This is a genomic window from Streptomyces sp. NPDC036815, assembly GCF_055609205.1.
The window spans coordinates 984,269-1,003,162 of record NZ_JBVJPW010000001.1 but is presented as its reverse complement, the minus strand read 5'-3'; the positions used below and the strand labels follow the sequence as shown (position 1 = coordinate 1,003,162).

Sequence of the window (18,894 nt, the reverse complement as noted above, 5' to 3'; positions counted from 1 at the left end):
TCTCGGAGGCATGGAGAACGTACTGCGTCCGTTGATCGTGATCGGCGGCTCGGTCGTGCTCACGGTGATCGTCGGCTGGCTGGTCGACGTCCTGTTGCGCCGGGCCGACGAACGGCGCCACGACACCCCGCTCTGGGGCCTGCTGCGCCGTGGCCGCGTCCCCCTGCAAGTCGTCCTGTGCGGCGCGCTCCTGAGAGGCTCCTACGGCCAGGCCAAGCTCGCCAAGGACCACTCGGAGCTGATCGGCCGGACCCTCACCCTCGTCCTCATCGGCTCCACCGCCTGGCTGGTCGTGCGGATCGCGGCGGCCATCGTCGAGTCGTCGTACGCGCGCTACGCCGCCATGCACAGGGACCCGGCCCGGGTCCGCCGGGTCCGTACGCAGGTGACCCTCATCCAGCGGGTGGTCACCGCGATCGTCGGCGTCGTGGCCACCGCCGCGATGCTCCTGACCTTCCCCGCCATGCAGGCGGCCGGGGCCTCGCTGCTCGCCTCCGCGGGCATTCTCGGCATCGTCGCCGGTGTCGCCGCCCAGTCCACCCTCGGCAACCTCTTCGCCGGGCTGCAGATCGCCTTCGGCGACATGGTGCGGCTCGGGGACACCGTGGTGGTGGACGGCGAGTGGGGCACGGTCGACGAGATCACCCTGACCTTCCTGACCGTCCGCACCTGGGACGAGCGCCGGATCACCATGCCGGTCTCGTACTTCACCGCGAAGCCGTTCGAGAACTGGTCGCGGGGCGGGGCCGAGATGACCGGCACCGTCTTCTTCCAGCTGGACCACACGGCCCCGATCGCGCTGATGCGCGAGCGGCTGCACGACATCCTGCGCGACTGCGCGGCGTGGGACGGCCGGGACTGGGGCCTCGCGGTCACGGACACCACGACGAGCACGATCCAGGTCCGCGCCCTGGTCACCGCGAAGGACGCGGACGACATATGGACGGTGCGGGTCACGGTGCGCGAGCAGATGGTCCGCTGGCTCACCGAGCACCATTCCTACGCGCTGCCGCGGGTCACCACCGTCTCGGCCGTCGAGCCCCTGCACAACGGCCACCGGCCGCGGCACGACCCGTTCTCGCCGGACGTCCCGAGGACGGGGCGCGGCTGACCCCTGCGGGCCCCGTCCTCACCGCAGGCTGCGTACGTCGAGGTGGCGCAGGACCCGGTCGACGACCTCGGGGTCGGCGCCGGGTTCGCTGCGCGCCGCGAGGACCTCGTGGCGGGCGGCCGACATCATCTCGCGCTGGATGCGCTGGACCGCCTTGAGGCGGTCGACGCGCTTGGCGTACCGCGCGCGCCGCTCGTCGTCGAGGAGATCCGGGCTGATCCTGGCGCCGATGTCGAGCGCGCCGCGCTGCAGCCGCTCGGAGAGGTCCTCCGGGAGCTCCTCGACGTCCTCGATCTCCTTGAGGCGCCGTTTGGCGGCCTTGGCAGCGCGGAGCGCGAGCCTGCGTTCCAGCTCGCGCTCCGCGCCGGCGTCGGCCTGCACGTTGAGCTTGCGCACCAGCCAGGGCAGCGTGAGCCCCTGGACGACGAGGGTCGCCATGATCACGCAGAACGCGATGAAGATGATCTCTTCGCGAGCGGGAAAGGGGGACCCGTCGTCCGTCTTGAGCGGGATGGCGAGCGCGAGCGCGACCGAGGCCACTCCGCGCATCCCCGCCCACCACATGACGACGGTCTCGCGCCAGGTGGTCGGGATCTCCTCGTCGACGTCCCGCCGCTTGTGCAGCCGCTTGGCCAGCCAGGTCGCGGGCAGCAGCCAGAGCAGTCGTACGCCGACCACGACGGCGACGATCGCAGCGCCCCAGCCGTACATCTGCCACTGGTGGCCCTTGGCGATGCCGAAGACGTTGTGCAGTTCGAGGCCGATGAGCCCGAACGCGATTCCCGTGACGAGGGTGTCGACGATCTGCCAGAACGTCTGCCCGGTGATCCGCCCGAGCACGTCGTCGGCGTCGACGGCGTTCTCCGCGAGGTAGAGCGCGGTGGTCAGGACGGCGAGCACGCCGGAGCCGAGCAGTTCCTCGGCGAGCACGTAGCTGACGAACGGCACGAGGAGCGTCAGGCCGGTCTGCAGGGTGGCGTCGCCGAGCAGCCCCATGAGCTTGTTGGTGAGCCAGCCGAGCACGAGTCCGACGGCGACGGCGACCACGCCGGACAGCACCAGGAGGCCCGCGGCGGACGGCAGGGAGAAGGTGCCGCTCATCGCCGCCGCGATCGCCACGTGGTAGAGCACGATGGCCGTCACGTCGTTGAAGAGCCCCTCGCCCTCCAGGATCGACACGAGCCTGCGCGGCAGCCCGAGGGCCCCGGCGACCGCGGTCGCGGCGACGGGGTCGGGCGGCGCGACCAGCGCCCCCAGCGCCACGGCCGCCGCGATCGGCAGTCCCGGCACTATGGCGTTGGCCATCGCGGCGACCGCCGCCGTGGTGACGAAGACCAGGGCCACGGCGAGCAGGAGGATGGGCCGGATGTTGGCCGTGAACTGCCGCCAGGAGGTGCGCTGCACGGAGGCGTAGAGCAGCGGCGGCAGCACCAGCGGCAGGATGAAGTCGGGCGGGATCTCGACGTTGGGTACGAAGGGCAGCAGGGCCATGCCGATCCCCGCGAGCGTCATCAGGACCGGCGCGGGCAGCCCGAGCCGATCGCCCAGCGGCACGGTGATGACGGCACCGAGCAGCAGGATGAGCACCAGTGCCAGTTGATCCACGGGTTGTGCCCTCCGGCGGTCGAGACTTGAACGATCAAGACCTCAACCCTGCCATGCCTAGCCCACCAGCGGCTTGCGCATGGCCCGGTGCGGGATGCCCGCGTCGGGGAACTCCGGCCCGTACACCTCGTAGCCGAGGCGTTCGTAGAAGCCCAGGGCGTGGGTCTGCGCGTGCAGGTCCACGGCGGTCAGGCCACGCGCGCGTGCCGCTTCCTCGATGGCCCGGACGAGACGGGCGCCGACGCCGAGTCCGCGGGCGGCCCGTGTCACCGCGAGCCGGCCGAGCGCGCCCACCGCGGTGTCCCCGCCGTTCTTCGCGGCCGCGGCGGCGCCGGTCAGGAGGCGGCCCGTGCCCAGCGGGACACCGTCCTCGCGCACGGCCAGGACGTGCACCGCCCCCGCGTCGTACGCGTCGTACTCCAGCTCTTCGGGCACCTGCTGCTCGGACACGAAGACGTCCTTGCGGACCGCGAAGCAGGACTCCAGGTCGTCGGTGCTCTCCGCGACCCGGATCGTCACGCCGGTCACGAACTCTCCGCCCGCACCCGGTCGAGCGCCTGCTGCAGGTCGTCGGGGTACTGGCTCTCGAACTCCACCCACTGACCGTCCCCCGGGTGCTCGAAGCCGAGCCGGACGGCGTGCAGCCACTGGCGCGTGAGGCCGAGGCGCTTGGCGAGCGTCGGGTCCGCGCCGTACGTCAGGTCGCCCACGCAGGGGTGGCGGTGCGCGGCCATGTGCACGCGGATCTGGTGCGTGCGGCCCGTCTCCAGCTTGATGTCGAGCAGCGAGGCCGCCCGGAACGCCTCGATGAGGTCGTAGTGCGTCACGGAGGGCTTGCCCTCGGCCGTGACCGCCCACTTGTAGTCGTGGTTCGGGTGGCGGCCGATGGGGGCGTCGATGGTGCCGCTCATCGGGTCGGGGTGGCCCTGCACCAGCGCGTTGTAGCGCTTGTCGACCGTGCGCTCCTTGAACTGACGCTTCAGCGAGGTGTACGCGCGCTCCGACTTGGCCACCGCCATCAGGCCGGACGTGCCCACGTCCAGACGGTGGACGATGCCCTGGCGCTCGGCGGCACCGGAGGTGGAGATGCGGTAACCGGCCGCCGCGAGGCCGCCGATCACGGTCGTCCCCGTCCAGCCCGGGCTCGGGTGCGCGGCCACGCCGACCGGCTTGACGATCACGACGATGTCGTCGTCGTCATGGACGATCTCCATGCCCTCGACGGGCTCGGCGACGATCTGCACCGGAGCGGGCGCCTGCGGCATCTCCACTTCCAGCCAGGCGCCGCCGTGCACCCGCTCGGACTTGCCGACCACCGAGCCGTCGACCGAGACCTTCCCCGCCGCGGCGAGCTCGGCGGCCTTCGTACGGGAGAACCCGAACATGCGCGAGATGGCGGCGTCGACGCGCTCGCCCTCCAGGCCGTCCGGCACGGGCAGGGTTCGGATCTCGGGAATCGTGCTCACCCATTGAGTATGCAGGAGTGCACCGACACTCCCGCACCACAGCCCTCGGCAAGGGCTCCGACCTCAGTCCTTGTGGACGGTGCCGTCCGGGTCGAGGCCGCGGAAGGAGAGCAGCACGATCAGGATGCCGCCGCAGACGATCGCCGAGTCCGCGAGGTTGAAGACCGCGAAGCCCTTCGGGGCGATGAAGTCGACCACCGCGCCCTCGAAGACGCCGGGCGCCCGGAACAGGCGGTCGGTGAGGTTGCCGAGCGCGCCGCCCAGCAGCAGGCCGAGCGCGATCGCCCACGGCAGGCTGTACAGCTTGCGGGCGAGGCGGGCGATGACCACGATGACCGCCGCCGCGATGCAGGTGAAGATCACCGTGAAGGCCTCGCCGAAACCGAAGGCCGCGCCGGCGTTGCGGATGGCGGAGAGGCGCAGCCAGTCGCCGACGAGCTCGATCGGCTCGTGGTGCTCCAGCCTCGCCACCACGATCATCTTGCTGATCAGGTCCAGGGCGTACGCGAAGACGGCCACCGCGAAGAGCACGGCGATCCTGCGCCTGCCCTTGCCCTGCTGCCCGTCCTGATCCGCGACGGCACCGGACCGGCCGGGCTCCTCCGCCGCCGCACCGGAGCCCTCCGGCTCCGCCCCTGCCGCCTCAGGAATGTCCGGCGTACCGATGATGCGCTCCGCCTCTGCCACGTGAGTCCCTCAACCTAGGTACCTGACTGGGGACGAGCGTACGGCACACGTGTACGCCCCCCGGCGCCCAGGCCGTGCTCAGTAGCGCCGTTCCTCCTTCTGCTTGCACTCCACGCACAGCGTCGCGCGCGGGAACGCCTGCATCCGCGCCTTGCCGATGGCATTGCCGCAGTTCTCGCAGAGGCCGTACGTCCCCGCGTCCAGCCGCTCCAGGGCGCGCTCGGTCTGCAGGAGCATCTCGCGCGCGTTGGCGGCCAGCGACATCTCGTGCTCCCGCGTGATGTTCTTCGTGCCGGTGTCCGCGTCGTCGTCGCCCGCGCCGTCGCCGGAGTCCCGCATCAGCCCCGCGAGGGACTCCTCGGAGGACACGATCTCGCTGCGCAGCCGCAGCGCCTCGCTCTGGAGTTCGGTCCGGGCCTCCGCGACCTCCGCGGGGGTCCAGGGGTCCTCGCCGGGCCGCACCGCGAGCTCGCCCGGCGCCGCCGCGTCCGCCCGCGCCTTGGGCACCGCCGTCGGCGCCTTCGCTGCGGTCGCCGTGCCCGGAGTCTTCTTCGCAACCACCGTCGTGGCTCCCGTCGTCTCCGCGGCCTCAGCCGCATCCTCGGCCGCGGACGCGGCCGTCTCCTTGGCCGTGCTCTTCTTGGCCGTGCTCTTCCTCGCCGCGCTCTTCCTGGGGGCCGCCTTCTCGGCAGCTCTCTCGGCGGCCGCGTCGGCGGCCTCGGTGTCCACCGTCCCGGCAGGAGCCTCGTGGGCGGCGGCCTTCTTGGTGGCGGCTTTCTTGGCAGTGGCTTTCTTGGCAGGCGCCTTCTTGGCAGGCGCCTTCTTGGCGGTGGTCTTCTTCGCCGCTGTCTTCTTGGCTGCGGTCTTCTTGGCGGCGGTCTTCTTGACGGCGGTCTTCTTGACGGCTGTCCCGTCGGCCGCCGCGCCCTCGTCTGCCGCCGCCTCCTCCGCGGGAGCGGAAGCCGCCTCCATGGCCTTCTTCGCCGCGGTCTTCTTGGCCGGTGCCTTCTTGGCCGGTGCCTTCCTTGCCGATGTCTTCTCTGCCGATGTCTCCTCTGCCGCCGTCTTCCTGACCGCGGCTCTCTTCCCCGCGCCTTCCGGCGCGGCCTCCGCCTCCCCTGCGTCCGGCTTCCCGACGGCCTTCGCCGCCCTCGCCCCGTGCGTGCTCTTCTTCCCGCTCACATCCTTGGCCGTCGCCGCGGCCGCGCCTGTGGATCTGCCGGACGCCGACTGCTGTACGGCGGTCTTCTTCGCCACCATGGCCGCGGCCCCTTCACATATTGTGATCTTGCTCGCGAATCGTGCTGGGACGATAAATCGACTCCAGGCCCGCGGCAACGGGGCACGCCGCCCGATCCGCCCGCCTCGCGGGCACCGCGCGACGAGCATGCATGCGTCTTTCCCAGCTCCCGGCCCGGTAATCCGCCGCACACGACGGGCCGGGATCCGGACGCTCCGTATGTCGCCATTCGGGTCAGTCCCGGTGGCCCCGACGGCACCGGACATGAGTCCGCCCCGAGGCCCGAAACAGGCCTAAAATGGTGCGTAATCGAAGAAGGTGCGTCATGCGCAAGACAGCCGACTGCCGAGAATTCCCGAGCGAGACCCACTGCACCCTCGCCATCTCCGGCGAGGAGGACGAAGTGGTCCGCGCCGCCAGTGAGCACGCCGTTTCCGTGCACGGGCACACCGACAGCCCGGAACTGCGGAAGATGGTCCGCGAGTCCCTCCGGGACGAAGTCCCCCAGCACGCCTGAGCGACCGGGCCGGACCCGGATAACCGGTCGGCCGCGTCCGCCCCGGCCCCGTACACTGGGCCCAGCGAGAAGCGTGGATGGGGACGAGTAGCGGCGCGAGCAGCCATGAGCGACCCGGGGACGGTGTGAGCCCGGGGGCCGGCACGACGTGAAGATCACCCCGGAGCCGCCGGAAGAACCACCCGCGACGGGCCCCCGGCCCGGAGCGGACCAGTAGACCCGGCATCGCGACCCCAATGAGGGGGCTTTCCCGTGCGCCACCCGCGCATCGGGAAGGCCAAGGAGGGTGGTACCGCGGGAGCGCGACAAGCGGCTCTCGTCCCTCCGACGGAACGGAATCGTCCGCCGGAGGAAGCGCGTTGAACACGCAGCCGTTGAATACGCAGCCGCAGTACCGCCAGGTGCCCGCCCAGGTCGACCTGCCCGCCCTCGAGCACGCCGTGCTCGACTTCTGGCGCGAGCAGAAGATCTTCGCCAAGAGCCTCGAGCAGTCCGAGGGCCGCCCCGAGTGGGTGTTCTACGAAGGCCCGCCGACCGCCAACGGCATGCCGGGCGCCCACCACATCGAGGCCCGCGTCTTCAAGGACGTCTTCCCGCGCTTCCGCACCATGCGGGGCTACCACGTCGCCCGCAAGGCCGGCTGGGACTGCCACGGCCTCCCGGTCGAGCTCGCGGTCGAGAAGGAGCTCGGGTTCAGCGGCAAGAAGGACATCGAGGCGTACGGCATCGCCGAGTTCAACGCCAAGTGCCGCGAGTCCGTGACCCGGCACACCGACGCCTTCGCCGACCTCACGACCCGCATGGGCTACTGGGTCGACCTCGACGACGCGTACCGGACGATGAACCCGGAGTACGTCGACTCGGTCTGGTGGTCCCTGAAGGAGATCTTCAACAAGGACCTCCTCGTCCAGGACCACCGCGTCGCCCCCTGGTGCCCCCGCTGCGGCACGGGCCTGTCCGACCACGAGCTCGCGCAGGGCTACGAGACGGTCGTCGATCCGTCCGTCTACGTCCGCTTCCCGGTGACCTCCGGCCCCCTCGCGGGCCGGGCCGCCCTCCTCGTCTGGACGACGACCCCCTGGACCCTCGTCTCCAACACCGCCGTCGCCGCGCACCCCGACGTCACGTACGTCGTCGCGACGAACGGCGAGGAGCAGCTGGTCGTCGCCCAGCCGCTCCTCGAGAAGGCGCTCGGCGAGGAGTGGGAGACCACCGGCGAGACCTTCACCGGCGCCGAGATGGAGCGCTGGAACTACCGGCGCCCCTTCGACCTGGTCGAGTTCCCGGAGCCCGCGCACTACGTCGTCAACGCCGACTACGTGACCACCGAGGACGGCACCGGCCTCGTGCACCAGTCCCCCGCCTTCGGTGAGGACGACCTCAAGGTCTGCCGCTCGTACGGCCTGCCGGTGGTGAACCCGGTCCGCCCGGACGGCACCTTCGAGGAGGACGTCCCCCTCGTGGGCGGTGTCTTCTTCAAGAAGGCCGACGAAACGCTCACCAAGGACCTCGACGACCGCGGCCTGCTCTTCCGGCACATCGCCTACGAGCACAGCTACCCGCACTGCTGGCGCTGCCACACGGCGCTCCTCTACTACGCGCAGCCCTCCTGGTACATCCGCACCACGGCCATCAAGGACCGCCTCCTCCAGGAGAACGAGAAGACCAACTGGTTCCCGGACTCGGTCAAGCACGGCCGCTTCGGCGACTGGCTGACCAACAACGTCGACTGGGCGCTCTCCCGCAACCGCTACTGGGGCACCCCGCTGCCCATCTGGCGCTGCGAAGAGGACCACCTCACCTGCGTCGGCTCGCGCGCCGAGCTCTCCGACCTGACGGGCACCGACCAGTCGGACCTCGACCCGCACCGCCCGTTCATCGACGAGATCACCTTCACCTGCCCGCAGGACGGCTGCGGATCGACGGCCACGCGCGTGCCGGAGGTCATCGACGCCTGGTACGACTCGGGCTCGATGCCGTTCGCGCAGTGGGGCTACCCGTACAAGAACAAGGAGCTCTTCGAGAGCCGGTACCCGGCGCAGTTCATCTCGGAGGCCATCGACCAGACGCGCGGCTGGTTCTACACGCTGATGGCGGTGGGCACCCTCGTCTTCGACAAGTCGTCCTACGAGAACGTGGTCTGCCTCGGCCACATCCTCGCCGAGGACGGCCGCAAGATGTCCAAGCACCTGGGCAACATCCTCCAGCCCATCCCGCTCATGGACCAGCACGGCGCCGACGCCGTGCGCTGGTTCATGGCGGCCGGCGGCTCCCCCTGGGCGGCCCGCCGGGTGGGCCACGGCACCATCCAGGAGGTCGTCCGCAAGACGCTCCTCACGTACTGGAACACGGTCGCCTTCCAGGCGCTGTACGCCCGCACCGCCGGGTGGGCGCCCGGCGATGCCGACCCGGCGCCCGCCGACCGCCCGCTCCTGGACCGCTGGCTGCTCAGCGAGCTGCACGCGCTGACCGACCAGGTCACCGAGGCCCTGGAGAGCTACGACACCCAGCGCGCGGGCAAGCTCCTCTCGGTCTTCGTGGACAACCTCTCCAACTGGTACGTCCGCCGCTCGCGCCGCCGCTTCTGGCAGGGCGACAAGGCGGCGCTGCGCACCCTGCACGAGGTCGTCGAGACGGTTACGCGCCTGATGGCCCCGCTGACGCCGTTCATCACGGAGCGTGTCTGGCAGGACCTGATCGTGCCGGTCACCCCGGACGCCCCGGAGTCCGTGCACCTGACCTCGTGGCCCGAGGCCGACCTCTCGGCGATCGACCCCGAGCTCTCCCAGCAGATGCTCCTCGTGCGCCGCCTGGTCGAGCTCGGCCGTGCCACGCGCGCGGAGTCGGGCGTCAAGACCCGTCAGCCGCTGTCCCGCGCGCTCGTCGCCGCGAGCGGCTTCGAGACGCTGGGCCACGAGCTGCGCGCGCAGATCACCGAGGAGCTCAACGTCTCCTCGCTGGCGTCACTCTCCGAAGTCGGCGGTTCCCTGGTGGACACGACCGCCAAGGCCAACTTCCGGGCCCTCGGCAAGCGCTTCGGCAAGGGCGTCCAGGCGGTCGCCAAGGCCGTCGCCGAGGCGGACGCGGCCGCGCTCTCCCTGGCCCTGCGCGAGGGCACGGCCTCCGTCGAGGTCGACGGCGAGACAGTGACGCTCGCCCCGGACGAGGTGATCATCACGGAGACCCCGCGCGAGGGCTGGTCGGTGGCGTCCGAGTCCGGTGCCACGGTCGCCCTTGACCTGGAGATCACCGAGGAGCTGCGCCGGGCGGGCCTGGCCCGGGACGCGATCCGGCTCATCCAGGAGGCCCGCAAGAACAGCGGCCTGGACGTCGCGGACCGCATCGCCCTGCGCTGGACCTCCCCGGACGCGGAGGTCGTCACGGCGCTGTCGGACCACTCCGGGCTCATCTCCGACGAGGTGCTCGCCACGGACTTCGCCTCCGGCGATGCGGACGACACGTTTGGTGAGCCGTTCACGGACGACTCCCTGAAGCTGACCTTCCGCCTCCGCAAGGCGTAAGCGCTCACCCACGGGCCGCGTGCTCGTACGAAGGCCCGGCCCCGCCGAAGATCTTGGCGGGGCCGGGCCTTCGGCGTTGCGTACCCACGTACAGATGAACGTTTCTGCACCCCTGCCCCGGCCACCTCATGCCCCGGCCGACCCGCGCCCCGGCCGCACGACGGGCGCACACAAAAGGGCCGGGCCCCCGGAATGATCCGGGGGCCCGGCCCTGAACGCTGCCGACGCCTATGGCGTGCTCACGCCCGTCAGTTGTCGTCCTCGTCGATGAGGAAGCCGCGCATCGGCGACGGAGCCTGCTGCATCGGCTGCTGGCCCTGCGGCCGCACCGGCGCCATCGGCTGGGTCATCGCCGGGGACATCTGCTGCTGGCCGCCGTACGACGGGCCGCCGGGGGGCTGGTTGTTGCCGCCCATCGACTGGTTGCCGCCGTAGGACGGGGCACCCGCGCCGGCCGGAGCCATCGACGGCGCCGGGGACGGCGGCAGCGAGGCGGTGGCCGGAGTGCGCGGCGGAGCCAGCGAGTCGTCGGCCTGGGTCTCCAGCTGGCGCAGCTGCGACTCCAGGTAGGACTTCAGACGCGTGCGGTACTCGCGCTCGAAGCCGCGCAGGTCCTCGACCTTGCGCTCCAGCGTGGCGCGAGCGGACTCCAGGGAGCCCATCGCGACGCGGTGCTTCTCCTGCGCGTCCCGCTCCAGGGCGTCGGCCTTGGCACGGGCGTCGCGCTCGAGGCCCTCGGCGCGCGAGCGGGCTTCCCCGACGATCTTGTTGGCCTCGGAACGGGCCTCCGCGATCGCCTGGTCGGCGGTCTGCTGCGCGAGGGAGAGCACACGGGCGGCGCTGTCGCCACCGGGACCCTGACCGGGCTGCGGCATCTGCGGACCGTGGCCGCCCATGGGACCGCCCATGGGGCCGCCCATCGGACCCTGACCCATCGGGCCGGGACCCTGCGGACCGCCCTGCGGGCCGTGCCCGCTGGGGCCTGCGGGCAGCTGCGGCGCACCGCCGGGCAGCTGCGGCGGGCCGCCCATGGGGCCGCCCATCTGCTGCTGCTGCTGCGGCGGGACCGGCTGCGGACCCGATATTGCGGCAGGCACGGGGGCGCCCGGACCGCGCTGGTCCTGGGGCCCGTCGGGACCCTTGCGCATTCCGCCCTGCTGCTGGTTCTGCGCGGCGGCACGGGTGGCCGCGGCGAGCTTGGCGCGCAGGTCCTCGTTCTCGCGGAGCAGGCGGGTCAGTTCGGCTTCGACCTCATCGAGGAAGGCATCGACCTCGTCCTCGTCATAGCCTTCTCGGAGGCGGACGGTCGTGAACTGTTTGTTCCGCACGTCCTCGGGGGTCAACGGCATCTCTTCACCTCAACGTAGTCGTCGGCATTCGGCAAGACCGTATTAGACATCGCACTCACAGCTGACTCACGATGTGGATCAGGATGTAGACGATGATCATCAGTACGAAGAAGGACAGGTCGAGCGCCACGCCCCCGAGACGCAGCGGCGGAATGAACCGCCGCAGAAGCTTGAGCGGTGGATCAGTGACAGTGTAGGTGGCCTCCAGAACGACCACCATCGGCTTGCCGGGTTGCCATGAGCGGGCGAACTGGAAGACGTAGTCCATGACCAGCCGGAAGATCAGCACGATGAGGAAGCACATCAGCGCGATGTAAAGCACCTGCACGACCACGCTCATGTTCGCGGTTCCCTCTCCCCTGTTACTCGTACTTCGTCGTTCCGGTACTGCGTCTACGGCAACTACTGCATCACTGCGTCTCAGCTCTGGTTGAAGAACCCGCCCTCTGCGATGCGAGCCTTGTCCTCCGCCGTTACATCGACGTTAGCAGGCGACAACAGGAACACCTTCTGCGTCACTCGTTCAATGCTGCCATGCAGACCGAAGACCAAACCGGCCGCAAAGTCGACAAGTCGCTTCGCGTCCGTGTCGTCCATCTCGGTCAGATTCATGATCACCGGAGTGCCTTCACGGAAGTGTTCCCCGATGGTACGGGCCTCGTTGTAGGTCCGCGGGTGCAATGTGGTGATGCGGTAGGGCTCCCGCTCGGACACGACCTTGGGCATGATCACCGGTGCGTTCTTCTCCAGGCTCTGGCGTTCAGGTGTGATGGATGCCACGGGGGCGATTCGTGCCGGACGTCCGGATTCCGCGGCTAGCGAAGCGGAATGGGGCGCCGGTTCGCGCTGGGCGGGTGGCTGCACCACTCGTACCGATTCGTCCCTTTGCGACTGGTGGGACTGGTGCGACTGATGCGACGGTTCGTGCCTTCTGCGGTCACGCTCGGGTTCCGGCTCGGGTTCGAACTCGTCATCGGGGTCGAACCCCGGACCGTCGTACCCATCGTCCTCCACGAGGCCGAGGTAGACCGCCATCTTGCGCATCGCGCCGGCCATGCTCTGAGTCCTCCGCTCTGTGGTGGATCGGCTGTCGTCACCAACTGCCCGCGATCCACGAGGCCTCCCCGCCCAACAGCGAGAATGACCATATTTTCTGCTGTGGTCCGACTTCTTGGCGACGTTACCCGAGCCCGGGTCGGACTCCGAGTACCGCCGTACCGACGCGCACATGTGTCGCCCCGGCCGAAACGGCCTGCTCGAGGTCCGCACTCATCCCTGCCGACACCATGTTCGCAGCAGGATGAGCCGCGCGCATGAGGGTTGAGAATTCCATCAACCGCTCGAACGCCGCCTGTTGCCGCCCCGCATACGGTCCGGTGAGCGGTGCGACGGTCATCAGACCATCGAGCCGCAGTCCCGGCGCCCCGGCCACGAGATCGGCCAACTCTTCGATTCCGCCGGGGCCCACGCCCCCGCGCTCGCCCCTGCTGTTCTCCTCGGCGTCGAGTGCCACCTGGATGAGGCACCCGAGCTCGCGCCCCGCACCCGCGGCGGCCGCCGACAGAGCTGTGACGAGCTTGGGACGGTCCACCGACTGCACCAGATCGGCATAACCGACCACGGAACGCACCTTGTTGGTCTGCAATTGACCGACGAAGTGCCACGTCAGGGGAAGATCCGCGCATTCCGCCGCCTTGGGCGCCGCGTCCTGGTCGCGGTTCTCCGCGACGTGCCGCACGCCGAGTTCGGACAGGATCCGCACATCGCTCGCGGGATAGGTCTTCGTGACCACGATGAGGGTCACTTCTTCCCGCTTGCGCCCGGCCGCCGCGCACGCCGCGGCGATGCGATCCTCGACCTTCGCCAGATTTGCCGCGAGTTGAGACTTACGCTCCGTCATGCCCTATCAGTCCAGCCAGACATAGCCCGCGAGACGACCGGTGGTCCGGTCGCGGCGGTACGAGAAGTGGTTACCGGATTCCAGGGTGCACACCGGCGACTGCTCCCGGTCGCGCACCCCGAGCCGCTCCAGCTGTGCGTGCACCCCCGCGGTCACGTCGACCGCGGGCGTGCCCCAGCTCGTTTCGGCGTACGCCGTGGGTTCGACGGCGGCGACATCGGCGCGCATCGCTTCCGGCACTTCGTAACAGCGCCCGCAGACCGCGGGTCCGGTGCGGGCGACGATGCGGCCGGCGTCCGCGCCGAGCCGCACCATGGCCTCGACCGCGGCGGGAACGACCCCCGCCAGCATCCCGGGGCGGCCCGCGTGCGCCGCGGCCACCACCCTCGCGACCGGATCGGCGAGCAACACGGGCGTGCAGTCGGCGGTGAGGACCGCGAGGGCGAGGCCCTCGCGCGCGGTCACCACCGCGTCGACGGCGGGGATCTCGGCGTCGGCGCCCCAGGGCCCGTCGACCACCGCGACCTCGCGGCCGTGCACCTGGTGCATCCAGACCACCCGGTCCGGGTCGATGCCGAGGGACTTGGCGGCGAGGGCGCGGTTGGTGCGCACGGCCTCCGGGGCGTCGCCGACCGCGCCGCCGAGGTTGAGCTCTTCGTACGGAACGGCGCTCACCCCGCCCCACCTGTCGGTGAAGGCGAAGTGCGCGCCGCTCGCGGTGCTGTGCTCGCTTATCACTTCAAGAAGTCCGGCACGTCCAGCTCTTCGGCCTGGCTGTCCTGGTAGGGACGGGCCGGCGGAACCTGCGGCGGGGCCGAGGGCGCGGACGGGGCCTCGCTCGCGGAGGCCGGCTCGGCCGGCTCCGGGGTCGAGGGCTCGTCGCGCGGCGTGACGCTGCCGAGGCTGCCGAAGGCCGGGCGGGACGATTCCGCGGGACGGGACGGCGCGGAGGACGGCGCCGCGGGCTCCTCGCGCTTGGCGGAGCCGGATGCCGAGCCGAGGACGGTGTCCCGCTTGGACGGCGGCTGCCCGCCGTCGAAGCCCGCCGCGATGACGGTGACCCTGACCTCGTCGCCCAGGGCGTCGTCGATGACGGCGCCGAAGATGATGTTGGCCTCGGGGTGCGCGGCCTCGCTGACCAGCTGGGCCGCTTCGTTGATCTCGAAGAGACCGAGGTCGGACCCGCCGGAGATGGAGAGCAGCACGCCGCGGGCGCCGTCGATGGACGCCTCGAGCAGCGGCGAGGAGATCGCCATCTCGGCGGCGGCCACCGCGCGGTCGTCGCCGCGGGCCGAGCCGATGCCCATGAGCGCCGAACCGGCCTCGGACATGACCGACTTGACGTCGGCGAAGTCGAGGTTGATCAGGCCGGGCGTGGTGATGAGGTCGGTGATGCCCTGGACACCGGAGAGCAGGACCTGGTCCGCCGACTTGAAGGCGTCGAGGACGGAGACCTGGCGGTCCGAGATGGACAGGAGCCGGTCGTTGGGGATGACGATGAGGGTGTCGACCTCTTCGCGCAGCTCCGCGATGCCGTCCTCGGCCTGGTTGGCGCGACGACGGCCCTCGAAGGTGAACGGCCGGGTGACCACACCGATGGTGAGGGCGCCGAGCGAGCGCGCGATGTTGGCGACGACGGGTGCGCCGCCGGTGCCGGTGCCACCGCCTTCGCCGGCGGTGACGAAGACCATGTCGGCCCCCTTGAGGACCTCCTCGATCTCCTCGCGGTGGTCCTCTGCGGCCTTGCGGCCGACGGCCGGATTGGCGCCGGCGCCGAGGCCGCGGGTGAGTTCACGGCCGACGTCGAGCTTGACGTCGGCGTCGCTCATCAACAGGGCTTGCGCGTCGGTGTTGATGGCGATGAACTCGACGCCCTTGAGACCGACCTCGATCATCCGGTTGATGGCATTGACACCACCGCCGCCGACACCGATGACTTTGATGACTGCGAGGTAGTTCTGCGGTGCTGCCACGTCGAAGGCCTCTCGCCTCGAGTTACGTGTCGCCGTTTCGCATCGATGCGAGGCGGCGACTGATGCCGAATGGGACGGTCCGAACGCCGACCCGAACCCTAACGCTGAAGTTTAGGGTTACCAGTGTGTCTGTTCCCTGGACTCTTCCGAACAGGACACTAAGTCGACAAGTGGCGCACGTTCAACGAACACGCCGAACCTCCCGTTTTTCTTTTCACCCTATGTGATCAGCCGTAGCGCTGCCGAACCAGGGTGCTGGCCTGCGACGATATGCGTCAACTCGCCGCTGACGCAGGGGCGGTGGGGACGCTCACATCGAAGTGCCCCGCCTTGGGCGCCGCTTTCATGAGCGCGGTGAGGGTCCGGGCTTTCGCGTGCCCCTTCTCGCCACTGCCCCAGTCGACGGTGCGGTCGCCGCTCAACTCCAGCGAGATGGAGTCGAACGAGCGGACCTTGATGTTCCGGGTATCGCGGGCGACCGCTTCGGGCAGGTCACCGGCGACCCGCACCGCTTCGCGCAACAGCCGGTCGGTGCCGAAGCGGCGCAGGCTCGCGGCGCCGCTCTCCCGGTCCGGCGTCAATTCGAGGCGCGGCACCGCCTTCGGTGCGCGCTCGACCGTGGCGAATCGCACTCCCTTGGCGTCCACTTCGACGAACTTTCCGCCCTTTTCGATGAGCAGAACCGGCTTGCGTTCCGTCACTTCGAGTCGGATTCCGTGCGGCCAGGACCGGACGACGTCAACCGAGTCAATTCGGGGCAATTTCGAGCGCAACCGGTCTTCGAGAGCAGCCGTATCGACCGAAATCAGTGGTGTTCCGAGGGGGGCGTCCGCCGCCTCCCGCACCTCTCGCGGCGTCAGCTCCCGGGTGCCCGACGTCTGCACGCGCTCCAGCCGGAGCCACTGCGAGCCGTAGAGCACCCAGAGGCCGCCGGAGCCGAGCAGCACGACGAGGACCAGGATGACAATCAGAGTGCGCGAACGCGGCAGCCCGACGCGGCGGACGCGCGGCGGGCGGGGCGGGCCGGACTTCTTCTGCTGCCGTTCGGCGGTGGTCGGTCCGGCCACGGTCCCCTGCCTTCTCACGCGTTGCGGCGTGACGCAATCGCCTCGTACACCATGCCGACGAGCAGCTCGTCGGCGTCCCTGCGGCCGAACTCCGAGGCGGCGCGGGACATCTCGTACAGCCGGTGCGGGTCCGCCAGCACGGGCAGGACGTTGCCCTGGACCCACTCGGGGGTCAGTTCCGCGTCGTCGACGAGGAGTCCGCCGCCGGCCTTCACCACCGGCTGGGCGTTCAGCCGCTGTTCGCCGTTGCCGATCGGCAGCGGGACGTACGCGGCGGGCAGCCCGACGGCGGAGAGTTCGGCCACGGTCATCGCGCCCGCACGGCAGAGCATCATGTCCGCCGCGGCGTACGCGAGGTCCATCCGGTTCACGTACGGTACCGGGATGTACGGGGGCATCCCCGGCATCTGCTGCACCTGCGGCAATTCGTTCTTCGGGCCGACGGCGTGCAGGATCTGGATGCCCGCGCGCTGCAGGACCGGAGCGACCTGCTGGACGACCTCGTTGAGGCGCCGGGCGCCCTGCGAGCCGCCGGAGACCAGCAGCGTCGGCAGGTTGGGGTCGAGACCGAAGGCGGCGCGCGCCTCCGGGCGGACCCGGGCCCGGTCCAGCGTCGCGATGGTGTGCCGCAACGGGATGCCGATGTAGCGGGAGTTGCGCAGCTTGCTGTCGGGGGTGGCGACGGCCACCCCGTGGGCGTACCGCGAACCGATCTTGTTGGCGAGGCCGGGCCGCGCGTTGGCCTCGTGCACGACGATCGGCGTCCCGGTCCGCTTGGCCGCCAGGTACCCCGGCAGCGCGACGTAGCCGCCGAAGCCGACCACGCAGTCCGCCTTGGTGCGCTCCAGGATCTGCTCGGCCGCCTTGATGGTGCCGCGCAGCCGTCCCGGGACGGTGATCAGCTCAGGGGTGGGCTTGCGCGGCAGGGGTACGGCCGGGATCAGCGCCAGTTCGTAGCCCCGCTCGGGTACGAGTCGGGTCTCGAGTCCACGCTCCGTGCCCAGGGCCGTGATGCCCACGGTCGGGTCCTGCCTCCGCAGGGCGTCCGCGAGGGCGAGCGCGGGCTCGATGTGGCCGGCGGTCCCCCCACCGGCGAGTACGACATGCACCGAAATTCACCGCTCTCCGGACGAACGCGCCTTGACGCGCCGTCTCATCGTGTTCCATCTCACCCGAGGTTGCCGCATGGCCAGGGCCGCCTTCGCCGCCGGGTCCGATCGCGCGAAGGCGATGAGGAGTCCGATGGCGAACATGGTCGGCAGCAGGGCCGAACCCCCGTAGGAGAACAGCGGGAGCGGGACACCGGCGATCGGCAGCAGACCGAGCACCGCACCGACATTGATCACGGCCTGGGCCGTGATCCAGGTGGTCACGCCTCCCGCGGCATACCTCACGAAGGGGTCCTCCGTGCGTCCGGCCACGCGGATACCCGCATAGCCTAGAGCCGCGAACAGGGCGAGCACCGACAGTGTCCCTGCCAGGCCGAGTTCCTCCCCCGTGATGGCGAAGATGAAGTCGGTGTGCGGTTCGGGCAGTTGACCCCATTTTTCCACACTCGCGCCGAGCCCGGAACCGAAGAGTCCGCCGCTGGCCAGGGCATAGATCCCGTGCACGGCCTGCCAGCACTGGTCGCCGGGCCCGGGATCCGTGGCCCCGATGCAGGCGAGCCTGGCCATGCGGTTGGGGCTGGTCTTGATGAGAATCACACCGAGCACGGCCGCGATGCCGAGCACCCCGGCGAAGAGCCGCGTGGGTGCGCCCGCGAGCCAGAGCAGTCCGAAAAGGATCGCCGTGAGAATGATCGCCGTACCCATGTCGCCGCCGAGCATGATGAGTCCGAGCAGCATGAACGCGACCGGGACGAGCGGCACCAGCATGTGTTTCCACTGGGTCAGGAGCCGCTTGTCGTGCTTGCGTGCGAGCAGGTCGGCGCCCCACAGGACCAGGGCGAGCTTGCCGAACTCACTGGGCTGCAGCTGGAACGGGCCGCCCAGGTAGATCCAGTTCTGGTTGCCGTTGACGCTGCGCCCTATCCCCGGGATCTGCACGAGGACCATCAGGAAGACGGTCACCGCGAGGATCGGGTAGGCGAGCGCCCGGTGCAGCTTGATGGGCATCCGCATGGCGATGAGCAGCAGGACCGTGCCGAGCACGGCCGCCACGAACTGCTTGCGGAAGAAGTACGAGGCGGGCAGGTTCAGCTGCAGCGCCTGGATCATCGAGGCCGAGTAGACCATCACCAGGCCGAGCACGGTGATCAGCAGGCTGCTGCCGAAGATCAGGTAGTACGCGGTGAGGGGCCGGTCCCACGCCCGGCGGGCCCGGGCGCGCAGCCGCCGGAGCCCGCTCTCGCCCGGAGGGTGGGAGGCTCCTCTGGCGCGTACCGGAGCCGGTCGTTTGGCGACCCGCACGGAAGACCTGGCCACGTTCCCCTCCCAAGGGTGTGCCCGGCGCCCCG

Annotated in this window: 17 protein-coding genes; 3 read left to right on the top strand and 14 right to left on the bottom strand. The window is 70.3% G+C overall.

The features are described 5' to 3' along the window. Window positions 1-10 precede the first annotated feature (10 nt). Window positions 11-1,111: a mechanosensitive ion channel family protein gene (locus ACZ69I_RS04445; protein WP_467668161.1), complete on the top strand. Its 1,101-nt coding sequence runs from the start codon at window positions 11-13 to the stop codon at window positions 1,109-1,111. 18 nt (window positions 1,112-1,129) lie between these two features. Here ACZ69I_RS04445 and ACZ69I_RS04440 read toward each other — a convergent pair whose 3' ends face one another. From ACZ69I_RS04440 to ACZ69I_RS04420, 5 genes are all read right to left on the bottom strand, one after another. After that, window positions 1,130-2,716, bottom strand: a complete 1,587-nt coding sequence (locus ACZ69I_RS04440) for a Na+/H+ antiporter (RefSeq protein ID WP_470830439.1) — start codon at window positions 2,714-2,716, stop codon at window positions 1,130-1,132. A 57-nt stretch (window positions 2,717-2,773) separates the two neighbouring features. After that, window positions 2,774-3,244, bottom strand: a complete 471-nt coding sequence (locus tag ACZ69I_RS04435; RefSeq protein WP_467668166.1) for a GNAT family N-acetyltransferase — start codon at window positions 3,242-3,244, stop codon at window positions 2,774-2,776. Then, on the bottom strand, window positions 3,241-4,182 hold the full coding sequence (locus ACZ69I_RS04430) for an RluA family pseudouridine synthase (RefSeq protein WP_389712759.1): 942 nt from the start codon (window positions 4,180-4,182) through the stop codon (window positions 3,241-3,243). The genes ACZ69I_RS04435 and ACZ69I_RS04430 overlap by 4 nt, the downstream gene beginning before the upstream one ends. 63 nt (window positions 4,183-4,245) lie before the next feature. After that, window positions 4,246-4,869, bottom strand: a complete 624-nt coding sequence (gene lspA / locus ACZ69I_RS04425) for a signal peptidase II (RefSeq protein ID WP_467668168.1) — start codon at window positions 4,867-4,869, stop codon at window positions 4,246-4,248. 78 nt (window positions 4,870-4,947) lie between these two features. Then, window positions 4,948-6,129 (bottom strand): TraR/DksA family transcriptional regulator, encoded by a 1,182-nt coding sequence (locus ACZ69I_RS04420; protein ID WP_470830438.1) that lies wholly within the window; start codon window positions 6,127-6,129, stop codon window positions 4,948-4,950. Window positions 6,130-6,434: 305 nt separating this feature from the next. Here ACZ69I_RS04420 and ACZ69I_RS04415 point away from each other — a divergent pair, with 305 nt between their 5' ends. Continuing rightward, window positions 6,435-6,626, top strand: a complete 192-nt coding sequence (locus ACZ69I_RS04415; RefSeq protein WP_470830437.1) for a DUF1059 domain-containing protein — start codon at window positions 6,435-6,437, stop codon at window positions 6,624-6,626. 374 nt (window positions 6,627-7,000) lie between these two features. Next, entirely contained in the window at window positions 7,001-10,147 is a 3,147-nt protein-coding gene (ileS, locus tag ACZ69I_RS04410) for an isoleucine--tRNA ligase (protein ID WP_470830656.1), read from the top strand. Window positions 10,148-10,395: 248 nt separating this feature from the next. Here the strand turns inward: ileS and ACZ69I_RS04405 are convergent, their stop codons facing one another. The 9 genes from ACZ69I_RS04405 to ftsW all read right to left on the bottom strand — a co-directional run bounded on the left by ACZ69I_RS04405 (window position 10,396) and on the right by ftsW (window position 18,862). After that, window positions 10,396-11,496 (bottom strand): DivIVA domain-containing protein, encoded by a 1,101-nt coding sequence (locus ACZ69I_RS04405; protein ID WP_470830436.1) that lies wholly within the window; start codon window positions 11,494-11,496, stop codon window positions 10,396-10,398. Between the two features lie 55 nt (window positions 11,497-11,551). Further along, window positions 11,552-11,836 carry a YggT family protein gene (locus ACZ69I_RS04400; protein ID WP_150166801.1) on the bottom strand — a complete coding sequence of 95 codons (285 nt, stop codon included), beginning with the start codon at window positions 11,834-11,836 and terminating at the stop codon, window positions 11,552-11,554. Window positions 11,837-11,916: 80 nt separating this feature from the next. Then, a complete protein-coding gene (locus ACZ69I_RS04395; protein WP_361729959.1) occupies window positions 11,917-12,552 on the bottom strand; it encodes a cell division protein SepF in 636 nt (211 codons plus the stop codon). A gap of 124 nt (window positions 12,553-12,676) precedes the next feature. Further along, a complete protein-coding gene (locus tag ACZ69I_RS04390; protein WP_470830435.1) occupies window positions 12,677-13,396 on the bottom strand; it encodes a YggS family pyridoxal phosphate-dependent enzyme in 720 nt (239 codons plus the stop codon). A gap of 6 nt (window positions 13,397-13,402) precedes the next feature. After that, the gene (gene pgeF, locus ACZ69I_RS04385) at window positions 13,403-14,134 is read right to left on the bottom strand and encodes a peptidoglycan editing factor PgeF (RefSeq protein WP_467668178.1); all 732 of its coding nucleotides are present in this window, start codon (window positions 14,132-14,134) and stop codon (window positions 13,403-13,405) included. Beyond that, window positions 14,131-15,369, bottom strand: a complete 1,239-nt coding sequence (gene ftsZ / locus ACZ69I_RS04380; protein ID WP_467668180.1) for a cell division protein FtsZ — start codon at window positions 15,367-15,369, stop codon at window positions 14,131-14,133. The genes pgeF and ftsZ overlap by 4 nt, the downstream gene beginning before the upstream one ends. A 275-nt stretch (window positions 15,370-15,644) precedes the next feature. Next, a complete protein-coding gene (locus tag ACZ69I_RS04375; protein WP_470830434.1) occupies window positions 15,645-16,436 on the bottom strand; it encodes a cell division protein FtsQ/DivIB in 792 nt (263 codons plus the stop codon). Window positions 16,437-16,450: 14 nt separating this feature from the next. Continuing rightward, a complete protein-coding gene (gene murG, locus ACZ69I_RS04370; protein ID WP_470830433.1) occupies window positions 16,451-17,545 on the bottom strand; it encodes an undecaprenyldiphospho-muramoylpentapeptide beta-N-acetylglucosaminyltransferase in 1,095 nt (364 codons plus the stop codon). 6 nt (window positions 17,546-17,551) lie between these two features. Next, window positions 17,552-18,862, bottom strand: a complete 1,311-nt coding sequence (gene ftsW, locus ACZ69I_RS04365) for a putative lipid II flippase FtsW (RefSeq protein WP_467668185.1) — start codon at window positions 18,860-18,862, stop codon at window positions 17,552-17,554. Between the last annotated feature and the right edge of the window lie 32 nt (window positions 18,863-18,894).

Bases quoted from the DNA above. Each gene is read 5' to 3' on its own strand.
- ACZ69I_RS04390 (WP_470830435.1), bottom strand. From the start codon at position 13,396: ATGACGGAGCGTAAGTCTCAACTCGCGGCAAATCTGGCGAAGGTCGAG.
- ACZ69I_RS04415 (WP_470830437.1), top strand. From the start codon at position 6,435: ATGCGCAAGACAGCCGACTGCCGAGAATTCCCGAGCGAGACCCACTGC.
- ACZ69I_RS04400 (WP_150166801.1), bottom strand. From the start codon at position 11,836: ATGAGCGTGGTCGTGCAGGTGCTTTACATCGCGCTGATGTGCTTCCTC.
- ACZ69I_RS04395 (WP_361729959.1), bottom strand. From the start codon at position 12,552: ATGGCCGGCGCGATGCGCAAGATGGCGGTCTACCTCGGCCTCGTGGAG.
- ACZ69I_RS04445 (WP_467668161.1), top strand. From the start codon at position 11: ATGGAGAACGTACTGCGTCCGTTGATCGTGATCGGCGGCTCGGTCGTG.
- ACZ69I_RS04405 (WP_470830436.1), bottom strand. From the start codon at position 11,496: ATGCCGTTGACCCCCGAGGACGTGCGGAACAAACAGTTCACGACCGTC.
- ACZ69I_RS04420 (WP_470830438.1), bottom strand. From the start codon at position 6,129: ATGGTGGCGAAGAAGACCGCCGTACAGCAGTCGGCGTCCGGCAGATCC.